The organism is Pseudoalteromonas sp. 20-92, from assembly GCF_030847595.1.
Classification (GTDB): domain Bacteria; phylum Pseudomonadota; class Gammaproteobacteria; order Enterobacterales; family Alteromonadaceae; genus Pseudoalteromonas; species Pseudoalteromonas fuliginea.
The window spans coordinates 64,919-85,478 of sequence record NZ_JANJGQ010000019.1; the positions used below are offsets into that span (position 1 = coordinate 64,919).

Annotated in this window: 15 protein-coding genes and 1 pseudogene; 14 read left to right on the forward strand and 2 right to left on the reverse strand. The window is 39.0% G+C overall.

What is annotated here, in order from left to right; genetic code table 11:
* Positions 1-329 precede the first annotated feature (329 nt).
* From NRL14_RS15160 to NRL14_RS15190, 7 genes and pseudogenes are all read left to right on the forward strand, one after another.
* Positions 330-2,564, forward strand: coding sequence for an ABC transporter permease subunit (locus NRL14_RS15160; protein WP_149613988.1), 2,235 nt, complete (start codon positions 330-332; stop codon positions 2,562-2,564).
* Between the two features lie 15 nt (positions 2,565-2,579).
* Positions 2,580-4,229 carry a phosphate ABC transporter permease PstA gene (gene pstA / locus NRL14_RS15165; protein WP_033032120.1) on the forward strand — a complete coding sequence of 550 codons (1,650 nt, stop codon included), beginning with the start codon at positions 2,580-2,582 and terminating at the stop codon, positions 4,227-4,229.
* Positions 4,230-4,256: 27 nt separating this feature from the next.
* On the forward strand, positions 4,257-5,084 hold the full coding sequence (gene pstB, locus NRL14_RS15170) for a phosphate ABC transporter ATP-binding protein PstB (RefSeq protein WP_007375984.1): 828 nt from the start codon (positions 4,257-4,259) through the stop codon (positions 5,082-5,084).
* A gap of 46 nt (positions 5,085-5,130) precedes the next feature.
* Positions 5,131-5,832: a phosphate signaling complex protein PhoU gene (gene phoU, locus NRL14_RS15175; RefSeq protein ID WP_306725041.1), complete on the forward strand. Its 702-nt coding sequence runs from the start codon at positions 5,131-5,133 to the stop codon at positions 5,830-5,832.
* Between the two features lie 150 nt (positions 5,833-5,982).
* Positions 5,983-6,660 (forward strand): TIGR00153 family protein, encoded by a 678-nt coding sequence (locus NRL14_RS15180; RefSeq protein WP_007375986.1) that lies wholly within the window; start codon positions 5,983-5,985, stop codon positions 6,658-6,660.
* Positions 6,661-6,699: 39 nt separating this feature from the next.
* A pseudogene (locus tag NRL14_RS15185) lies at positions 6,700-7,967 on the forward strand (inorganic phosphate transporter).
* Positions 7,968-8,049: 82 nt separating this feature from the next.
* A complete protein-coding gene (locus NRL14_RS15190; protein ID WP_007375988.1) occupies positions 8,050-8,976 on the forward strand; it encodes a hydrogen peroxide-inducible genes activator in 927 nt (308 codons plus the stop codon).
* A gap of 18 nt (positions 8,977-8,994) precedes the next feature.
* Here NRL14_RS15190 and NRL14_RS15195 read toward each other — a convergent pair whose 3' ends face one another.
* Positions 8,995-9,207 (reverse strand): hypothetical protein, encoded by a 213-nt coding sequence (locus tag NRL14_RS15195; RefSeq protein ID WP_306725042.1) that lies wholly within the window; start codon positions 9,205-9,207, stop codon positions 8,995-8,997.
* A 200-nt stretch (positions 9,208-9,407) separates the two neighbouring features.
* On the reverse strand, positions 9,408-11,924 hold the full coding sequence (locus NRL14_RS15200; protein ID WP_007375990.1) for an EAL domain-containing protein: 2,517 nt from the start codon (positions 11,922-11,924) through the stop codon (positions 9,408-9,410).
* A gap of 185 nt (positions 11,925-12,109) precedes the next feature.
* Here NRL14_RS15200 and queA point away from each other — a divergent pair, with 185 nt between their 5' ends.
* The 7 genes from queA (at position 12,110) to NRL14_RS15235 (ending at position 20,484) form a co-directional block, all read left to right on the forward strand.
* Positions 12,110-13,141, forward strand: a complete 1,032-nt coding sequence (gene queA, locus NRL14_RS15205; protein WP_007375991.1) for a tRNA preQ1(34) S-adenosylmethionine ribosyltransferase-isomerase QueA — start codon at positions 12,110-12,112, stop codon at positions 13,139-13,141.
* Positions 13,142-13,411: 270 nt separating this feature from the next.
* Positions 13,412-14,539, forward strand: coding sequence for a tRNA guanosine(34) transglycosylase Tgt (gene tgt / locus NRL14_RS15210; protein ID WP_306725043.1), 1,128 nt, complete (start codon positions 13,412-13,414; stop codon positions 14,537-14,539).
* A 26-nt stretch (positions 14,540-14,565) separates the two neighbouring features.
* Positions 14,566-14,904, forward strand: coding sequence for a preprotein translocase subunit YajC (gene yajC / locus NRL14_RS15215; protein ID WP_007375993.1), 339 nt, complete (start codon positions 14,566-14,568; stop codon positions 14,902-14,904).
* A 19-nt stretch (positions 14,905-14,923) separates the two neighbouring features.
* The gene (secD, locus tag NRL14_RS15220) at positions 14,924-16,783 is read left to right on the forward strand and encodes a protein translocase subunit SecD (RefSeq protein ID WP_306725044.1); all 1,860 of its coding nucleotides are present in this window, start codon (positions 14,924-14,926) and stop codon (positions 16,781-16,783) included.
* 9 nt (positions 16,784-16,792) lie between these two features.
* Positions 16,793-17,740, forward strand: a complete 948-nt coding sequence (gene secF, locus NRL14_RS15225; RefSeq protein ID WP_008138894.1) for a protein translocase subunit SecF — start codon at positions 16,793-16,795, stop codon at positions 17,738-17,740.
* A 132-nt stretch (positions 17,741-17,872) separates the two neighbouring features.
* A complete protein-coding gene (locus NRL14_RS15230) occupies positions 17,873-19,657 on the forward strand; it encodes a GGDEF domain-containing protein (protein WP_306725045.1) in 1,785 nt (594 codons plus the stop codon).
* Positions 19,658-19,674: 17 nt separating this feature from the next.
* A complete protein-coding gene (locus NRL14_RS15235) occupies positions 19,675-20,484 on the forward strand; it encodes an ABC transporter substrate-binding protein (RefSeq protein ID WP_007375997.1) in 810 nt (269 codons plus the stop codon).
* The last annotated feature ends 76 nt before the right edge of the window (positions 20,485-20,560 follow it).

Below are 20,560 nucleotides of genomic sequence, written 5' to 3' on the forward strand. Positions count from 1 at the left end.
TTATCTAACTTAAATCTAAATATTATGGGTTGTTTTATAAACGATAGGTTCAAACCCTAGAGTTGTGCGCGTCTAGCAATGTGCACTAAGTGCTTAGCTCATTGCTATTGTTATTTATTAGGCGCCTTTCAGTATTGACCTCGATAAATACTTTGTCCAATAAATTTATAATTAAGTTCACTTATAAACTATTCGTTTAATGCAAAATATGCAATGAATTAAACCACCTTATTATTAGCTGGCTAAAAAGGTTTATTGTTACCGCTGTAACAATACTGTCATCTTGATGAAATATAATTTATGCAACGTTAAGATTTAAGGGTGTTTTGATGACTTCCAATCCGAATAAGCCGACTTTTAATACGGATCGAAGCCGTCTATTTAAAGATCGGTTTGCCAAGTTTGGCATAACCGCAGGTGGAGTAATGGTATTAATAGCGCTGCTATTAATTTTTTTCTACCTCCTTTATGTAGTACAACCGATTTTTGAATCAGCAAAAGTTGAAAAGCGCGACAGTTTCAATGTTGCCAATGCAGATCAAATTGTTGGTTTAGGTGTTGAAGAGCAAACAGAAGTTGCTTTTTTACTTAGCAAGCAAGGCAATGTAGATTTTTACAATGTAGAAAAAGCTAGTTTTGGTAAAAAACTTAAAACACTTGATGTAGAACTACCAAGTGAAGTGAGTAGCTTTGCGACCAGCGCACCGTTTCAGGGGCAATATGCCTATGGCTTACAAAACGGTTCGGTGGTGATTGTTGCACCTAAATTTTTAGTCACGTTTCCAAATAATGAACGTAAATTAACGCCGCGAGTTGATTACCCACTTGGCGAAATGGCGCTAGAAGTAGATGAAGAAGGCGCTGCTATATCGCGTTTTGCATTTAGTCATTATGAAGATAAAACAGCTGTTGTGGCATTAACAGCTGACAAACGTGTTTTGTTTAGTAGCTTTGTAGCTGAAGAAAACATGTTTACTGGCGAGGTAGAATGGGTTGTTGAACGTACTGAGTTGAACATTGAAGGGCGCGTCGATGAGCTTTTAATTTCACCTGATACAACGCGTACTTTTATTCGTTCAGCTAATCAAATTTATGTATACGATACACGCGATTCAAGCGACATTGAGCTAATTCAATTACTTTCGGCAAATGAAGAAAATGCAAATATAGTATCTGCACAATTACTTGCCGGTGCTAACTCATTGATGCTTGCTAATGATAATGGTGAGGTTTCACAATGGTTTGAAGTAAATACTGAGACTGGTCGTGAATATCAAAAAATCCGCTCATTTGAAACAAGTAAACAAAGTAAGTTAAATATATTTACAGAGTTTTATCGCCGAACTTTTTTTACTACCAGCAGTAATGGCGAACTTGGTGTGTACTATACAACAAGCGAAGCCAAATTATGGCAAGGCAAGGTGAGTGAAGGTGCTATTAAAGACTTTGCTATTGCACCACGCTCTAACGCCGCATTAATTTTAGCTGACAATAAACTTACGGTACTTGAAATACATAACGAACACCCTGAGGTAACCTGGTCTGCGCTATGGGAAGAAGTATGGTACGAAGGCTACCCTGAGCCGGGTTATATTTGGCAGTCAACATCAGCAAGTGATGACTTTGAATCTAAGTTTTCACTCGTACCTATTTCGTTTGGCACAATAAAGGCGGCATTTTATGCCATGTTATTTGCGGTACCTATTGCACTTTCTGCAGCTATTTATACTGCCTACTTTATGTCGAGTGAGCTTCGTAAGGTAGTGAAACCAACCGTAGAAATAATGGAAGCATTACCCACGGTTATTTTAGGCTTTTTAGCTGGCCTTTGGTTGGCTCCTTTAATTGAAGAGCATTTGCCAGCCATTGTTGGGTTATTAGTATTACTACCATTGGGCATTTTAGGTACGGCATTAGGCTGGACAAAGTTGCCAGCAAGCATTCGCCATAAAATACCAGAAGGTTCTCATTCAATCATCCTTATTCCGGTTGTGTTACTTATTGGCTGGTTTTCGTTCGCAATGAGCGAAACAATTGAACTGTGGATGTTTGATGGCAATGTTCGTCAATATTTAACGAATGAATTAGGCATGACGTTCGATCAGCGAAACTCGTTAGTTGTTGGTATTGCGATGGGGTTTGCGGTTATTCCTACTATATTTTCGATTGCTGAAGATGCGGTATTTAGTGTGCCAAAACATTTATCAAACGGTTCATTAGCTCTGGGAGCTACTCAGTGGCAAACGCTTGTGCGTGTTGTATTACTAACAGCCAGCCCAGGTATTTTTTCAGCAGTAATGATGGGGTTAGGCCGTGCAGTTGGCGAAACAATGATTGTATTAATGGCGACAGGTAATACACCTATTATGGATTGGAGTATTTTCCAAGGCATGCGTACTCTTGCTGCAAATATTGCGGTGGAAATGCCAGAGTCAGAAGTGGGTAGTTCACATTATAGAATTTTGTTTTTAGCCGCTTTTGTACTATTCATATTCACCTTCATTTTTAACACAGTGGCTGAGTTTGTTCGTCAGCAACTACGTGAAAAATACAGCTCAATGTAAGTGGAGAGACACGACATGATAAAGCAGTGGTTTAGGTCTGGTTCTCCTTGGATTTGGATGACCGGTGGTGCAGTGAGCATCAGTTTAATTTCAGTGCTAGGTATCCTAGCAATGATAGCCTGGAAGGGATTAAGTTTTTTTTGGCCTTCTCAAGTTGTACAGTTTGAACTTGAAGGGTCAATTGCAAAACAAACCGTAATAGGTGAAATTTACGATCGTGAACTTGTTCCTAAAGAACGTTTGACGGCAACGGGTATTGATGTATCTGCATTCGATAAAGAAGAGTTTGAACGTTTACTGATAAAAACGGGTAATCGGGAATACGTAGATTTAGATTTTCGTTGGATACTGGAAACTGACATAAAAGATAAATCAACGCCAGCGGCACTTGCAGTATTCGAACGTAGCAAAAACGGTAACTTTTATGGCTATGTAGAAAATGTAATTAAAGATGGCAAGCCGGTGGCTGGCGATAAAGTAGAAATACTACATGAGCTTGTTGAGCGTGCTGTTGATTTAAACGATGAGGCACTCGATTTACAAAATGGCGATATAGGCCATATTAACTACGAGCTTGAGCGTCTTCGTTTAAAAGAAAAGGGCTACTTACTCGATAACGCATTAACTGATGAACGTGTTGCTGAGCTTGCTCAAGCACGTGCTGAATTACGTGCAGAGTATGGTGTACTTGAAAAAGATTTATTTGCACTACGTAAGCAAGCTAAACGTGACTACGTAACCGTAAAAGATATGCGCGGTGAAATTGTTACTATTCCTATGTACCAAGTACTCGATGTTTGGTTTCCAAACGACATGGGCTTTTTTGCAAAGTTAGGGCACTACTTTGTACAGTTAGGTAAGTTTGTATCTGATGACCCACGTGAAGCAAATACCGAAGGCGGCGTTTTTCCTGCTATATTTGGTACAGTGTTTATGGTTATGTTGATGGCTGTAATCGTGACGCCGTTTGGTGTTGTTGCTGCAATTTATTTGCACGAGTATGCCGCTAAAAATGCTATCACTAAAATGATTCGCATCGCGGTGATTAACTTAGCGGGTGTTCCTTCAATTGTATACGGTGTATTTGGCCTTGGCTTTTTTGTATACATGTTAGGTGGCAGCTTAGACCAATTATTTTATCCAGAAGCATCACCAACCCCAGTATTTGGTACACCTGGTGTAATGTGGTCGGCGTTAACGCTCGCTATACTGACTTTGCCTGTTGTTATTGTATCGACTGAAGAGGGTTTATCTCGTATTCCTAGCACTGTGCGCGATGGTTCACTCGCACTTGGCGCAACAAAAGTTGAAACGTTATGGCGTATAGTAATTCCAATGGCAAGTCCTGCAATTATGACCGGTTTAATATTGGCAGTTGCACGTGCAGCAGGTGAAGTTGCACCACTAATGTTGGTGGGCGTTGTGAAAATGGCACCTACATTACCACTGGATGGCAACTTCCCGTACTTTCACTTAGATAGAAAGTTCATGCATTTAGGTTTTCATATTTACGATGTTGGCTTCCAAAGTCCTAATGTTGAAGCGGCGCGTCCGCTGGTATACGCAACGGCCTTTTTATTAGTGTCGGTGATTATTACGCTTAACATAACGGCTATTGGTATACGTAATCATTTACGTGAAAAATTCAGATCGCTTGAACACTAATTTGTAAAGATTTTATAGGTAACAAACATGATTACAGTCGCTCCACAAGTAAACCAAGCAAATTTAGGCTTGAAGTTAGATTTAGAAAACTTAACTGACGATCAAAAAGCGTTAGAGATTAAAAATCTCGATCTTTACTACGGTGATAAGCAAGCACTTAATAAAGTGAATATGAACATTCCTAAAGGTCAAGTAACCGCGTTTATCGGCCCATCGGGTTGCGGTAAATCAACATTGCTGCGCTGTATCAACCGCATGAATGATTTGGTTGATATTTGCCGAATTGAAGGTGAGATATTACTTCATGGGCAAAATATATATGATAAAAGTGTTGATGTAGCCGCACTTCGCCGTAACGTAGGCATGGTATTTCAGCGTCCGAACCCATTTCCTAAATCTATTTATGAGAATGTGGTATATGGACTACGCTTACAAGGTATTAAAGAGAAACGTAAATTAGACGAAGTAGTAGAGCAGTCGCTTCGTGGTGCAGCATTGTGGGATGAAGTAAAAGACAGATTACACGATAGTGCGTTTGGTTTGTCGGGTGGTCAGCAGCAACGTTTAGTTATTGCTCGTTCAATTGCGATTGAGCCAGAAGTGTTACTATTAGATGAGCCTACATCAGCGCTTGATCCAATTTCAACGTTGGTAATTGAAGAGCTTATTAACGATTTAAAAAACAAATTTACCGTTGTTATTGTTACACATAACATGCAACAAGCAGCGCGAGTGTCTGATCAAACAGCCTTTATGTATATGGGTGAATTGATTGAGTATTCAGATACAAATACCTTATTTACAACACCAACTAAGAAAAAGACCGAAGACTACATTACCGGTCGTTACGGTTAATTAGCCCGTTATAACGTGTTGTATAAGATTAAGAGAGAAGGCAATTATGGAACATAATATTAATAAGCATATTTCTGGCCGGTTTAATCAAGAGCTAGAAAATGTACGCAACCATGTATTAAGCATGGGCGGCCTCGTTGAACAACAACTAAGCAGCGCACTTGACGCCGTTAGTCGTAACGATGCAGAGCTTGCTCAAAAGGTGCGTCAGAACGATTACAAAGTAAATGCTATGGAAGTGAACATTGACGAAGAGTACACTCGCATTATTGCTCGTCGTCAGCCAGCAGCCAGTGATTTACGGTTAGTAATTGCAATTGCAAAAACGATTGCTGATTTAGAGCGTATTGGCGATGAAGCAAAGCGCATTGCAAAAGTGGCATTGGATTCATTTACTAAAGATCAGCAAGATTTATTAGTTAATATTGAAAATATGGGTCGCCAAGTATTAAAAATGCTTCATGATGTGCTTGATGCGTTTGCGCGTATGGATGTACAACGTGCATTTCAGGTTCACAAAGAAGATGCAAAGGTAGATAGAGAGTATGAAGCCATTACACGTCAAATAATGACCTATATGATGGAAGATCCTCGCTCAATCCCGAAAATTATGGACTTAGTGTGGTCTGTGCGTTCGCTTGAGCGTATCGGAGATCGTTGCCAAAATATTGCGGAATACATTATATATTTCGTAAATGGCAAAGATATTCGTCATACATCTCAAGAAGATATAGAAAAATCTCTATAAATTTAATTATTTCATTCTTTTGTATTAAAGCGGCCTTGTGTCGCTTTGTGCATTGTTAGCACAAGTGAAGCAATAAAAAGCATTCACAATCGTTGTGAATGCTGTAAAATTCATGCTGCAAAGCATATCAATTTGATTAAAGGGTCAGTTATGCCTACAAACGCGTTTTTAGGAGTATTTGCAAAATCTCCTATCAAACCTATGGAAGAACACATCAAGAAGGTTCATCAAGCAAGTAAAGCTTTGATACCTTTTTTTAATCACGTATTTAAAGAAGAGTGGGTACAAGCAGAAGAGCTTCGTATCACTATTCGTAATTTAGAGCGTGAAGCCGATGATATGAAAAGAGATATACGTTTACAGCTACCGCGTGGATTATTCATGCCGGTAGAGCGTACAGATCTGCTCGAATTAGTAACCCAACAAGACAAAATTGCTAATAAAGCGAAAGACATTGCTGGACGTGTGATTGGTCGTGAAATGACCATTCCTAAAGTTATGCAAGTTGATTTTCTTGCTTATTTAACTCGTTGTGTAGATGCAACTAAACAAGCATCTAAAGCAATTAATGAGTTAGAAGAATTGCTAGAAACTGGTTTTAAAGGTCGCGAAGTGACCTTAGTAGAAAAAATGCTAGTAGAATTGGATGCGATAGAACAAGACACGGATGAAATGCAAATAAAAGTACGTCGCCAACTGCGAGTTGTAGAAGGTGAGCTAAATCCAATTGATGTAATGTTTTTATACAAAATCATTGAGTGGGTTGGCGAGCTTGCAGATATTGCAGAGCGCGTAGGATCACGTCTTGAGCTGATGTTAGCTCGTTAATTTAAAATCAGTTCAATTACGAAAGATTAAGGTTACACAATGGATATCATTGCATCTTACGGCACGGTATTAATTTTAATTGCCGCAGCAGTCGGCTTTTTTATGGCTTATGGTATTGGCGCGAATGACGTTGCTAATGCTATGGGTACTTCAGTAGGTTCTAAAGCGCTTACAATCAAACAAGCAATTTTTATTGCGATGATTTTTGAATTTGCAGGTGCTTACTTAGCAGGTGGTGAGGTTACATCAACAATCCGTAAAGGAATTATTGATGCAGCACCATTTGCAGATATTCCTGAGCTTATGGTTCTGGGCATGATTGCTTCTTTATTTGCAGCCGGAACATGGCTATTAATGGCTTCGTTCCTAGGTTGGCCGGTATCAACTACTCACTCAATCATTGGCGCAATCATTGGTTTTGCGTTAGTTGCTGTTGGTACTGAGGCAATCCAATGGGATAAAGTAGGTGGTATTGTTGGTAGTTGGATTATAACACCGGCTATATCAGGCTTTATTGCATACTTAATATTTATGAGTGCGCAAAAGCTTATTTTTGATACAGACGCTCCACTTAAAAATGCTAAACGTTATGTACCGCTTTATATGGGTCTAGCGGGCTTTATTATGGCTTTAGTTACAATTAAAAAAGGCTTAAAGCATGTTGGCATAGATTTAGGTGCTGTTGAAGGCTATGCACTTTCTATCGCTATTGCGGTTATTGTGGGTATTATTGGTAAAATTGCTATTTCTCGTTTGAAGATTGATCCTCAAGCGGATAAGCAAATGCAGTTCAACAATGTTGAACTGCATTTGCTGTATTAATGGTATTAACTGCATGTTGTATGGCATTCGCCCATGGTTCTAATGACGTTGCTAATGCTATTGGTCCACTAGCTGCTGTTGTAAACATTGTTGAAAACAATGGTGAAATTGCTAAGAAAGCCGCTATTGCATGGTGGATTCTACCGCTTGGTGGTTTTGGTATTGTGGCCGGTCTTGCTATTTTAGGTAAAAAAGTAATTAAAACAATTGGTGAAGGCATTACACATTTAACGCCTAGCCGTGGTTTTGCTGCTGAACTAGCTGCTGCTTCAACGGTTGTTATTGCATCAGGTACTGGTATGCCAATCTCTACTACTCAGACCTTAGTTGGCGCGGTATTAGGTGTAGGTATGGCACGTGGAATTGGAGCACTTAATATGGGCGTAATCAGAAACATTGTAGTTTCTTGGGTAATTACGTTGCCAGTTGGTGCTGCCCTTGCTATTGTTATTTTCTACGTACTAAGAACCGCTTTTGGGGTTTAACAAAAAAGTACTTAAAGACTTTTAGCTTGAAAAGATCTCAACGCCCTAGGTGTTGGGGTCTTTTTATTTGTGGAAAGAAAAAATGACCAATCTTCCAAGCATCAAACAGCTACAGTATTTATTAGCTGTTCATCAACATCAACACTTTGGGCGTGCCGCGAGCGCGTGCTTTATAGGTCAATCCACTTTAAGTAGTGCGATTCAAAACCTTGAAGAAACACTTGGTTGTCAGCTCATCGAGCGAGAAAATCGTAGCCTTATGTTTACCAGCATCGGCGAAGAAGTTGTAGAGCGTTCTCGTAAAATAATTAATGATACAATTAGCTTAAAAGAGCTGACTAAAAGCTTTTTAACTCCCCTCAGCGGTAAGTTAACCGTGGGTGTAATACCGACTATAGCGAGCTTTATTGCTGCGCCGCTCTATCACTTTTGCAAACAAACTTTTTGCGACTTAGAGCTGGTATTGATAGAAGACACGAGCGATAAACTACTCGACAAGCTCGAGCATGGTCATATTGATTTAGCGCTATTAGCCTTACCATACGAAACGGATAAGTTTCATACTCAAATTTTGGCAAAAGATCATTTTAGCTTAGTGCATCATAAAGAATATATGCCTGCAAAGGGGGTAGAGGACTTTAATTTGCTACCAGATGCGAGTGTATTCTTACTGGAGCGTGAGCATTGTATGACAGGGCATGCGCTTAGTGCGTGTCACTTAAATCGTGCTAGTTGTATTAATCCATTTGAAGCAGCAAGCTTGCATACTTTGCTTAGCATGGTTGAACATCAACTTGGCGTGACTTTTTTACCGCAAATGGCAATTAATGCAGGGATTTTAGATAATAAAAATATGACAGCGACACCATCGCAAAGCGATGCATACCGTGATATCGGTATATTGTGGCGTAAAACAACAGGACGAATTCGCGACTTTAAATTATTTAGTCAGCAGCTTGAGGTGTTTTTACAACGCCAATGTAGTTTGGAGTTTAATAAAACAAAGTGATTTAAATGTTAAAGCAGCCTAAAGAGGCTGCTTTTGATCATGGTTATGGTGTTCAAAAGGTTCTAGCTCCGGTAAAAATAATAAATAGATCCACACCACTAAATTAAAATAAGGCATGCAACCTAATACTGTAAATACTCGAATTGGGTAGCCCTTTATGCTCGCGTATCGATAGCATTGATACGCTATTACAAAGTGAATAAGTAGTAATAAGATAATCAATTGCGTCATATTTATCTCCTCAAACCTTATTTTAAAACAGCCCGTGATTTAGGGTTCTGTATTTGCAATAGGTAATGTCATGTTTGTTAAGCGTAATCCTTTAAATAACGTGACATTCGTATTGTGATGAGGAAAGTATAGGTAAAAAAGATAATAATGATAGTAATGAAATGCTTAAAATTGTTTATTAATGCTTAATATGAGCTAGGTTATTGTTGGTAAAAAACTTTATTTTTTAAAATATTTTCAAGCTCTGTCTTTACTTTTTCAACCGCCATAGGACGTGCAATAAAGTAGCCTTGTCCGTAATCCACACCAATCTCTTTTAGTGCAAAAAATATATCTTTATTTTCAACATACTCAGCCACAGAACGCTTATCGAGTGACCGGCTTATATCATTAATTGCTTTTACTAACGCTAAATCAATGGGGTCGTTAAGCATGTCACGTACAAATGAGCCGTCAATTTTTACATGCTGTGCGGGAAGCTGCTTTAAATAATTAAAAGTACTAAAGCCGGTACCAAAGTCATCTATAGAAAAGTGACAACCTAAGCTATTGAGTTTCTCAATCATCTTACGTGTTGCTTTTAGATTATTAATACTTGCAGATTCAGTAATTTCAAAAATAATACGAGTAGGTGATACTTGATATTTTTCTAAGCTTGACTCTATAAGCGGTAGTAATCGTTCATCTAAAAATGATTGTGCTGATAGATTAATTGCGACTTGATTTAATTCTGGGTGTTTTTCAACACAAGCAAGCGTGTTACGAATAACACATTGATCCATCAAAAATGTATCGTTTAACATTTCAAGCGATGGAATAAATTGATTGGGGTACACAAGTTTATCATTGAGCTTTAATCGTAGCAGCACTTCAAAGTAAGCAACTTTACTTTGTTTGAAGTCCCAAATAGGCTGATAATGAAGCTCTATATTATCTTGTTGTAATGCTTGGCGGATTTCGTGACCCCATTCCAAACCTGTTTGCAATGTCTTATTTTGCGAGTCTTCTTTTGAATAACAGTGGACTAAATTTCGACCTAAATTTTTAGCTATATATAAGGCGATGTCGGCTTGTTTTAAGCATTCATTGGGATCGCAATTTTTAGATGTTATTTGAGCTAAGCCAATAGAGCAGCTTATTGTGTAAACTTGATCCTCTGATTTAAAAGTATGCTGTTCAATTGCGATACAAACACCTTCGGCCACTAAATGCGCTTCTAATAAGTTCATGTTTGTTAAAATAACAGCAAATTCGTCACCGCCAATACGGCAAACAAGGTGTTCATCACCGATATTGTCTTTAAACAGTTGAGCCACTTCTTTTAAGACAATATCGCCCTGATGGTGGCCCTTACTGTCATTTATTATTTTAAAGTGATCAAGATCGATATAAATAATAGCATGTTCTATATCATCGAAAGTGTGCTTTGGTTGGCAGATACGATTAAGTTGTTGATCAAAATAATAGCGGTTATGTAAGCCTGTAAGTGGATCGTGATGCGCTAAATGGCGTAACTGTAATTCAGCTTGCTTTCGCTCATGAATATTGTCGATTGTGGCGGTAATTGTTGCTGTATTACGACTATTTTTGATCAGTTGAAACCTGCATTCTACCCAAATTTGAGTGCCATTTTTGTGCTGTAACTTAATTTCTACTTGTTGCTGATTTTCACCCCCCCCTAAAATATCACAAATCGTATTTTGTAATTTTTCTTGGCATTCATTAATACAAAATGCGGTTAAAGGTTTTTGCAGTGTTGGTTTTACGCCATGACCACTTAGTGTTTCCCAAGCTGGATTTATAAAGCGTATTTTACCTAGTTGATCAAGTTCAAGTACCACGGTATTTAAGTGTAATAGAATGCGTTGGTGGGCTGAGAATAACTCTTTATATTTCACTTCACTTACACTCAATTGCTCAACTTTGTTGGCAAATTCAGCATAACTGACCATAAAGTCTTCTCGACGTGCTGCGTGGTCACATACTTTATTTAAAAAAGAAGGGTCGTAGGGGGCACGAATAAAATCGGTAACACCTGATAATAAGAGCTGCTCTGCATAATTTGCATCATCATTATCTATAATTGTTACAATTGCCTGTTTTGGGTTATGTTGCAAAATCTCTTCTACTAAAACACTCGACGTTTCAGCTCTTGCGGCTGTGGCATCTAACAGTACGATGGCAAATTTTTGCTGGTAGTAAGCGTTTAGCGCTTCTTTGCTTGTTGTTGTATGTGTAATTGCAAAGTTTAGCTTTAGTTGTGCGCTAATATCATTGGCTTTATCTTGCAGTGGCTCAAGTAATAAGAGGTTTAAGCGGCTACTTTTTTCTAAATGTGTCGACAGCACATTAGCCAAAACCTGTGGCAGCATGTCTTGTTGCTCAAAAGGCAGTACGGCATCAATACCATAACTACGCGCAGTTGTTTCTGCGATGCGTTCACAATAAATGGGAGGGATGAGTAGTATCGGCGTATTCTTTGGTGTTTTTAATAAACCCGAACGGATCATCCGTGAAAAGCGCCAACCATCTATTTTACCAACATTGAGGCCCGTGATAATAATATCAACAGGCTGTTGCTTTAATAGTTTTAAAGCTTGTTGGCTGTCTTGTACTTCAATAAAAGCAAAAACATTCAGGCTCTCTAAAGTGGCACGAATAGTAAGGCGTTCAGCACGACTTGCGTTTAATATTAGCAATTTAAGTTGCTCTACCACGTATTTCTCAACCCATATTTATTTAACCGAATAAGAATAGTGATTTTTTGATTGAAGAACAAGAAAATTAATGGTCATTCGTAGGCTTGCGTACTTCAATTTTGCAGAATATAAGGGGATTTCTTGAGCTTGATAGGCGATAGATATACACTTGGCGCGATTTTAAATGATGTGGATTACTAACTATGCGCGTAGCTGATTTTAGCTTTGACTTACCTGATGAATTAATAGCTCGCTTTCCTAAGCCGGATCGTACGAGTAGTCGTTTACTTAGCCTAGATGGGCCTAGTGGTAGTGTAGAACACAAAGTCTTTAGTGACATACTTGAACTGGTAAATGAAAACGACTTACTGGTTTTTAATAATACCAGAGTAATCCCTGCACGCATGTTTGGTCAAAAAGCATCAGGTGGTAAAGTTGAAGTATTAGTTGAACGCGTACTTGATGAACATCGTGTGCTTGCACATGTCCGTGCTAGCAAATCATTAAAGCCTGGTAATGAAGTTATTTTAGAAGGTAAGGCCAAGGCAATAATGGTTGCACGGCATGACACGTTATTTGAGCTTGAATTTGATCACAGTCAAAACGTACTTGATATATTAAACGACATTGGACACATGCCATTACCGCCTTATATCGACCGTCCTGATAACGAGGCAGATCGTGAGCGCTATCAAACAGTTTATGGTGAAAAACCAGGGGCAGTGGCAGCGCCTACTGCTGGTTTACATTTTGATAAACAGTTAATGGCTGCATTAAAGGATAAGGGCGTGCAAATGGCTTTTGTTACCTTGCATGTTGGTGCAGGTACTTTTCAGCCAGTGCGTGTTGACAGTGTTGACGATCATATAATGCATTCCGAATACATTGAAGTGCCAGAAGATGTGGTAGCGGCTGTTGCAAAAACTAAAGCGAAAGGTGGGCGCGTTATTGCCGTTGGTACAACCTCAGTGCGTTCATTAGAATCTGCAGCAAAAGTACATGGTGGCAAGCTAGACACTTACTTTGGTGATACAGATATATTTATTTATCCGGGTTATCAGTTTAATGTAGTGGATGCCATGGTTACTAATTTTCACCTACCGGAATCAACGCTTATAATGTTAGTGAGTGCCTTTAGCGGGCAAGACAACATTATGGGTGCGTATAACACGGCAATTGAACAGCAGTATCGTTTTTTTAGTTATGGCGACGCGATGTTTTTAACACGTAAATAGTTAAGTAACCGGCCCTATTGCAAGTAAATTCAACACAGTTAGCGCTGAAAATAGTTGCTTGAGACAGACTTATTATCCAGGGTTCAGGTTAAGTATTAAATTATCAGTAAAAATGATTACAAACCCCAGTTAAGTTGCTGGGGTTTTTTATTTGAATGAAGTTATCAGTATTGAATTTACCGCAGCTAATAGTATTGGCTGGTCAAAAAGGGTAGAATCGAGCGGTTAAATTATAGCTTGTTGGACTGTTTTTCTGACATTGAGGATGATATGAAATTTGAATTAGACCGTACTGACGGAAAAGCGCGCCGTGGCCGCTTGATTTTTGACCGTGGTGTAATAGAAACACCTGCATTTATGCCTGTTGGTACTTACGGTACTGTAAAAGGTATGACGCCAGATGAAGTAAAAGCGACTGGTGCACAAATTTGTTTAGGTAATACCTTCCACTTAATGCTTCGCCCAGGTACTGAGATCATTAAGCAGCATGGTGATTTACATGACTTTATGAACTGGGATTTCCCTATTTTAACTGACTCAGGCGGTTTTCAGGTATTTAGCCTAGGCGCAATGCGTAAAATCACTGAAGAGGGCGTATTATTTCAATCACCTGTAAATGGTGATGAAATTATGATGTCACCTGAAAAATCGATGGAAGTACAACGCGATTTAGGCTCAGATATTGTAATGATATTTGACGAATGTACGCCGTATCCAGCGACTGAAAAAGAAGCTAAAGATTCTATGGAGCTATCTCTTCGTTGGGCTAAGCGTTCTAAAGAAGGTCATGGCGACAACCCATCTGCTTTGTTTGGTATTATTCAAGGTGGTATGTACCCAGAATTACGTGCACAATCACAAGCCGGTCTTGAAGACATTGGTTTTGACGGTTATGCATTAGGTGGCCTATCAGTAGGCGAGCCTAAAAACGAAATGATGAACATTCTTGATCATTGTGCGTTTAAAATGCCAGAAGACAAACCTCGTTACCTTATGGGTGTAGGCAAACCAGAGGACTTAGTTGAGTCAGTTCGCCGAGGCATTGATATGTTTGACTGTGTTATGCCAACGCGTAATGCACGTAATGGTCATTTATTTATTACCACAGGTGTGGTTAAAATACGTAACGCAGTGCATAAAACAGATACAGGGCCACTTGACCCAGAGTGTGATTGCCATACGTGTGGGAATTATTCACGAGCTTATTTGCATCACCTTGATAAATGTAACGAAATTTTAGGTGCGCGACTAAACACAATTCATAATTTACGTTACTATCAACGTGTTATGGAAGGTTTACGCAATGCAATTAGCGAAGGTAAATTAGAAAAATTCGTAAAAGATTTTTATGCTCGCCGAGGCCAAGATGTGCCAGAGCTAGCAGATATAAAAAATTAAACTTTAAAAATTAAAGAGGAAGTATCATGAGTTTATTTATTTCAAACGCACAAGCAAGTACAGGCGCAGCAGCGGCAGGCGGCGGCACTATGCAAATGCTAATTATGTTAGCTATTTTTGGTTTAGTTTTTTACTTTTTGATTTATCGCCCACAAGCTAATCGTGTTAAAGAACACAAAAGCTTAATGAATGCGATGGCTAAAGGTGACGAAGTGCTAACTCAAGGTGGCTTAGTAGGTAAAATAGTTAAAATTTCTGAAGATAAAGATTTCATCGTTATCTCTTTAAATGAGCAAGCAGAAGTAACAGTACAAAAATCATCTGTATCTGCAGTATTGCCAAAAGGCACAATGAAGTCGCTATAAAAATAATAAGGACGACCCCGTGTTAAACAAGTTTCCGGTTTGGAAGTATTTACTTGTTTTAGCTGTGGTAGCCATTGGCCTTTTATATGCTTCTCCAAACTTGTATGGTCGCGATCCGGCTATACAAGTTTCAGGTGCTAAAGGTGCTGATGTCGATCTCAGTGTTGTAGACAAAGTAAACGAAATCCTCAAAAAAAATAATGTAACCGCTAAATCGACAATACTTGAAGATGGACAAATTTTAGTTCGTTTAAAAAATGTTGAAGAGCAGTTAAAAGCGCAAGATTTACTGCGTGATTCGCTTAGTGATGATTACATTTCTGCCATTAATATGGCACCTGCTCAACCAGCTTGGTTAAAAGCGGTTGGTGGCAACCCAATGAAGTTAGGCCTTGATTTAAGTGGTGGCGTTCATTTCACCATGGAAATCGATATGGCAACAGCGGTTGATAACCAACTTGAGCAAATGGAACAAGATTTTCGCAGTGATCTGCGCGAAGAAAAACTACGTTACCGTAGTGTTCGCCGTGTAGCTGGCTCTGAACGTATGCGTGTAGAAATGCGTACCGAAGAAGACAAAAATGCTGCAGAAAGTTTCTTAGAAACTCGCTACCCGCTAAACGTTTACATTGACGATAGCAGCAACGATAAAGCATTTTTTGCAACAATGAGTGAGCAAAAACTCAAAGAAATTCGTGACTACGCTATCAAGCAAAATGAAACGATTATTCGTAACCGTATCAACCAAATTGGTGTTGCAGAGCCTAACGTACAACGCCAAGGCGCTGAGCGTATTATTGTTCAACTACCCGGTATTCAAGATACAGCACGCGCTAAAGAAATTTTAGGCGCGACAGCAACACTTGAGTTTCGTGAAGTAGACGAAAACGCCGATATTAGCGCTGCTGCCCAAGGTCGTATCCCAGCGGGTACTGAAATGATCATGAGCCGCGACGGTTACCCTGTTGTACTTAAAAAGCGTATTATTTTAGAGGGCAGCCATATTACGGGCGCGCAATCTGGCGCTGATGAATACCAACGTCCGCAAGTAAGTATTACGTTAGATAGCAAAGGTGGGGCAAAAATGAATGCCTTTACCAAGCGTGCTATTGGCAAGCGCATGGCAACGGTATTTATTGAATACAAGCCATCAGGTAAAAAAGATGCTAACGGTAAAGCACTTCCACCTATTAAAGTTGAAGAAGTTATTAACGTGGCAACGATTCAAGCTCGTCTTGATCGCTCGTTCCGTATTACGGGTATTGATAACCCTGCTGAAGCGCATAACTTAAGTTTACTACTTCGTGCTGGTGCACTTGTAGCGCCAATTCAAATTGTTGAAGAGCGCACAGTAGGTCCAAGCTTAGGACAAGAAAATATTGAAGCGGGTATGACTGCGGTTGCACTTGGCTTTGCGTTTGTACTTGTGTTTATGCTTGTGTACTACAAAGGTTTTGGTATGGTTGCAAACCTTGCGCTTGCGGCTAATTTAGTACTAATTGTAGGTGTTATGTCTTTAATTCCGGGCGCTACACTTACGCTACCTGGTATTGCCGGTATTGTATTAACCGTAGGCATGGCGGTTGATGCTAACGTACTTATTTTTGAACGTATTCGTGAAGAGCTGGCCGATGGCCGTAGCCCTCAACAAGCGATTCATTTTGGTTACGATAGCGCATTTAGCACTATATTTGATGCCAACATCACGACATTAATTGCTGCCATTATACTGTTTGCAGTGGGAACAGGTCCGATTGCGGGCTTTGCAGTGACACTTGCGATAGGTATTTTAACTTCAATGTTTACAGCCATCGTTGGTACCCGTGCGGTAATCAACTTATTTGTTGGTGGTAAACGCATTGATAAACTTTCGATTTAAGGGGCAGACATGCAAATTTTAAGTTTGGGTAGTAGAACCCTTCGTTTCATGTCTCTTCGAAAAGTGGCTATGGGTTTTTCGACGTTACTAATTTTAGCGTCGTTTGCATCAATTTTTGTTAAAGGCTTAAACTTTGGTTTAGATTTTACAGGTGGTACTGCTGTAGAAGTTGGTTTTTCACAGCCTGCTGACCTTAAAAAAGTACGTGATGCGCTAGCTGAAAATGGCTTTGCTGATGCTTCGGTACAATTGTTTGGTTCAAGCCAAGAGATTTTAGTTCGCTTAGCGCCACGCGGTAGCGATGTAAAAGCTGAAGTAATTGGTAACCAAGTAATCGACGCACTTAAAAAAGCAGACGGCAGCGTAGTAATGCGCCGCATTGAATTTGTTGGCCCAAGTGTAGGTGAAGACTTAAAAGAGCAGGGTGGCCTAGCCATGTTAACTGCACTTATTTGTATCTTAATCTATGTTGCATTTCGCTTTGAATGGCGCTTCGCTGTGGGTGCGGTAGGTGCACTATTACACGATGTTATTATTACTGTAGGTTTGTTTTCTATATTAGGTTTAGAGTTTGATTTAACTATCTTGGCGGCAATTCTTGCGGTAATTGGTTATTCACTTAACGATACCATTGTTGTGTCGGACCGTATTCGTGAGAACTTCCGTAAAGTACGCATTGACGACACAGTTGAAATTATTGATATTTCACTTACCCAAACACTTAACCGTACACTTGTAACATCAATCACCACTATTTTAGTATTGATTGCCTTGTTTGCATGGGGCGGACAAACTATTCATGGCTTTGCAACTGCATTGTTATTTGGTGTGTTTATTGGTACTTATTCTTCTATTTATGTTGCCAGCTCTGTTGCACTTGCAATGGGCGTAAGCAAAGAAGATTTAATACCAGAAGTAATTGAAAAAGAAGGTGCAGACCAAGACGCTATGCCGTAATGGTTGTGTAACTGTTAAAAAAACCGCTCTGTTGAGCGGTTTTTTATTGCGTGGCGTTTATTTCAGTGCAATAAAATTGTAATACAGGCTTGCTACTTTATTATTCTTATCAAATTATAATTAGAGTCCGACGTGACCGTACAACACAAAGTTTTAGAGTATATTTTAAATAATGCTGAAATAACGACATTATTTCAGCCTATTTTTAATATATCTAATCAAAGTATTATTGGTTACGAAGCGCTCAGTCGCGGTCCTAAAAATAGTCCACTTGAAATGCCGAATAAGTTATTTGAAGTGGCTCATCAGCATGCATTAATTTCAGAACTTGAATTATTATGTCGCTCTAAAGCAATCGAAAACTTTGTAAAATTAAACCTCCAAGGCAAGCTCTTTTTAAATGTAAGCCCTAAAATTTTACTCGATCCGTGTCACCCCAAAGGCGAAACGTTGCATTTAATTGAGCAATTTGGATTAGCTGCGAACAGAGTTGTGATTGAGGTTACTGAGCAAGAGAAAGTTGATGATGGGTTTTTACTTTTAAAAACAATTGCTCATTATCGAGAGCTTGGTTTTACCATTGCTATTGATGATTTAGGCGCTGGCTACTCAGGGTTAAAGCAGTGGTCTGAGTTATGTCCAGATTTTGTAAAAATAGATCGCTATTTTATTGATTTTTGTGATGAGAGTGACGTTAAAAAAGAGTTTTTAAAATCAATCACTATACTTGCTAAAGCAACTAATACAGCCGTTATTGCAGAAGGTATTGAGCGTCCGGAGGAGCTGGCGTTAGTTGAGAGCTTAGGTATTAGTAACGTACAGGGATTTTTACTCGAAAGGCCCAGTTTACGACCAAGTTATGACTTTAGTTCTGAGCAAATACAAGCACTAACATTTAAAGCAAAGGCGCTCTGTGAGCAATCAATGGCAATAGGGTATCTTGCTTTAACTCAGTCAGCAATTGATAGCGAAACACGCTGTAAGGATGCTCACAAGCTATTTGAGCAAGACAAATCAATTATTAGTATCCCAGTATTAAATCAAGATGACCAGCCAATTGGTTTACTTCATAAAGATCAGCTAACGGAAGTATTTGCGGCCCCCTACGGGCACGCACTTTATGATAAACGCCCAGTTACAGAATTAATGGACAAGCAACCATTAGTCGTTGACGAGAATCAAATGCTTGATGTCGTAAGTAAGCAAATAACAGATCAGGATTTTGATATACGCAGGCATATAGTTATTACACGCAATAATAAATACTTGGGATTAGCGCCCCTGAGAGATATTTTAAAACATATTACCGAAGAAAAAATTCGCCACGCACAGCACGCTAATCCGCTTACTATGCTACCAGGTAATGTTGCTATAAATGAAGCTATAGAGCAAAGGCTGCGTAATAAGTTAAAATTTTCATTAGCTTATATAGACCTAAATCACTTTAAACAATTTAATGACTTATATGGTTATGCCAGCGGTGATAGTGTAATTAAATTATTAGCCGATGTAACAGTGCAAGCTTGCACAAACAGTGCTAACTTTGTAGGACATATTGGCGGTGATGACTTTATGGTTGTGTTTGACCAAAGTGATGCAGTTACAATTTGCAATACAATTATTGAACGGTTTGAATTGCAGTCACAGCTATTTTTTACTCCTGAGCATATTAAAAGCAAAGGATACTGGGCTACAAATCGCGAAGGTGAAAAGCAATTTGTCCCTTTACTGACCTTATCGATTGGTTTGGTTGAACCTGATTTACAACAGTGTAAAAATAGTCATCAAGTAGCTGCATTAGCGACTGATGCTAAAAAAGAGGCAAAACGATACCGTCATAGCTATCTTTTTATCTGTAAGCGAAGAAGGCCTACACCAGCGGTGGTGCGTTTAGCAAATAGTAAAAAGGTAGTTTAACAAAGTAGGTGATTATTATGTTGCCATTTAAGTATCTGGTTAGCGTTGTAAGCTTGTTTGTGTGTAGTGCTATAGCAAGCGAAGTCAATATTATTAATGTCCCTCAAGATCAACACTCGCATTTTACGCGTGACGACTACCTCAATGAATTACTCTCAAAAGCACTTATAAGAGCCGATTACTCAGCTGAAATAAATTTAGTGCCAGTTCACCCTCATCAACAACGAAATCTTATGGCACTTGATGGGAACGCCCTTGATTTATATTGGAGCATGAGTAGCCCTGAGCGAGAGTCGTTGGCGATTGCAATTAAAATCCCTTTATTTAAAGGGTATATTGGTAAAAGAGCACTGCTTACGAATACAAAAAATGTAGATAAATTTAAAGGCATTACCTCTGTTGAGCAATTATCAATGCTTATTGCAGTGCAAGGTCATGATTGGCCTGACATGCGGATATTAGTTAACAATGGACTAAGTGTTAGGCCACTTTCTAATTTAAACTCGATGTTTGCATTAACAAGTCAGGGGCGGATTGATTATTTTCCGCGCTCATTCATCGAAGTTAATTCAGAGCTTATGGATTTAAAAGATAAGAATTTAGTAATAGTGCCAGATTTATACATTAGCTATCCAACTGGGCTTTATTATTTTGTCTCAAAAAATAAACCCGAACTGGCTCAAGCGATTGAAAAAGGGCTTAAAATCATGCAAAAAAATGGTGAATTTGATGCGCTATTTTATGAGTACTTCGCGACAGAGCTTAATTCATTACCTTACACAAAAGGTAAAACAATAGAGCTTAAGCTTGATAACCCTTATTTTTAGACACAAAAAAAGGAGCCTGTGCTCCTTTTTAGTATACTGTTGTACCAATCTACTTAGGTAGGGAAATTTAATTCGT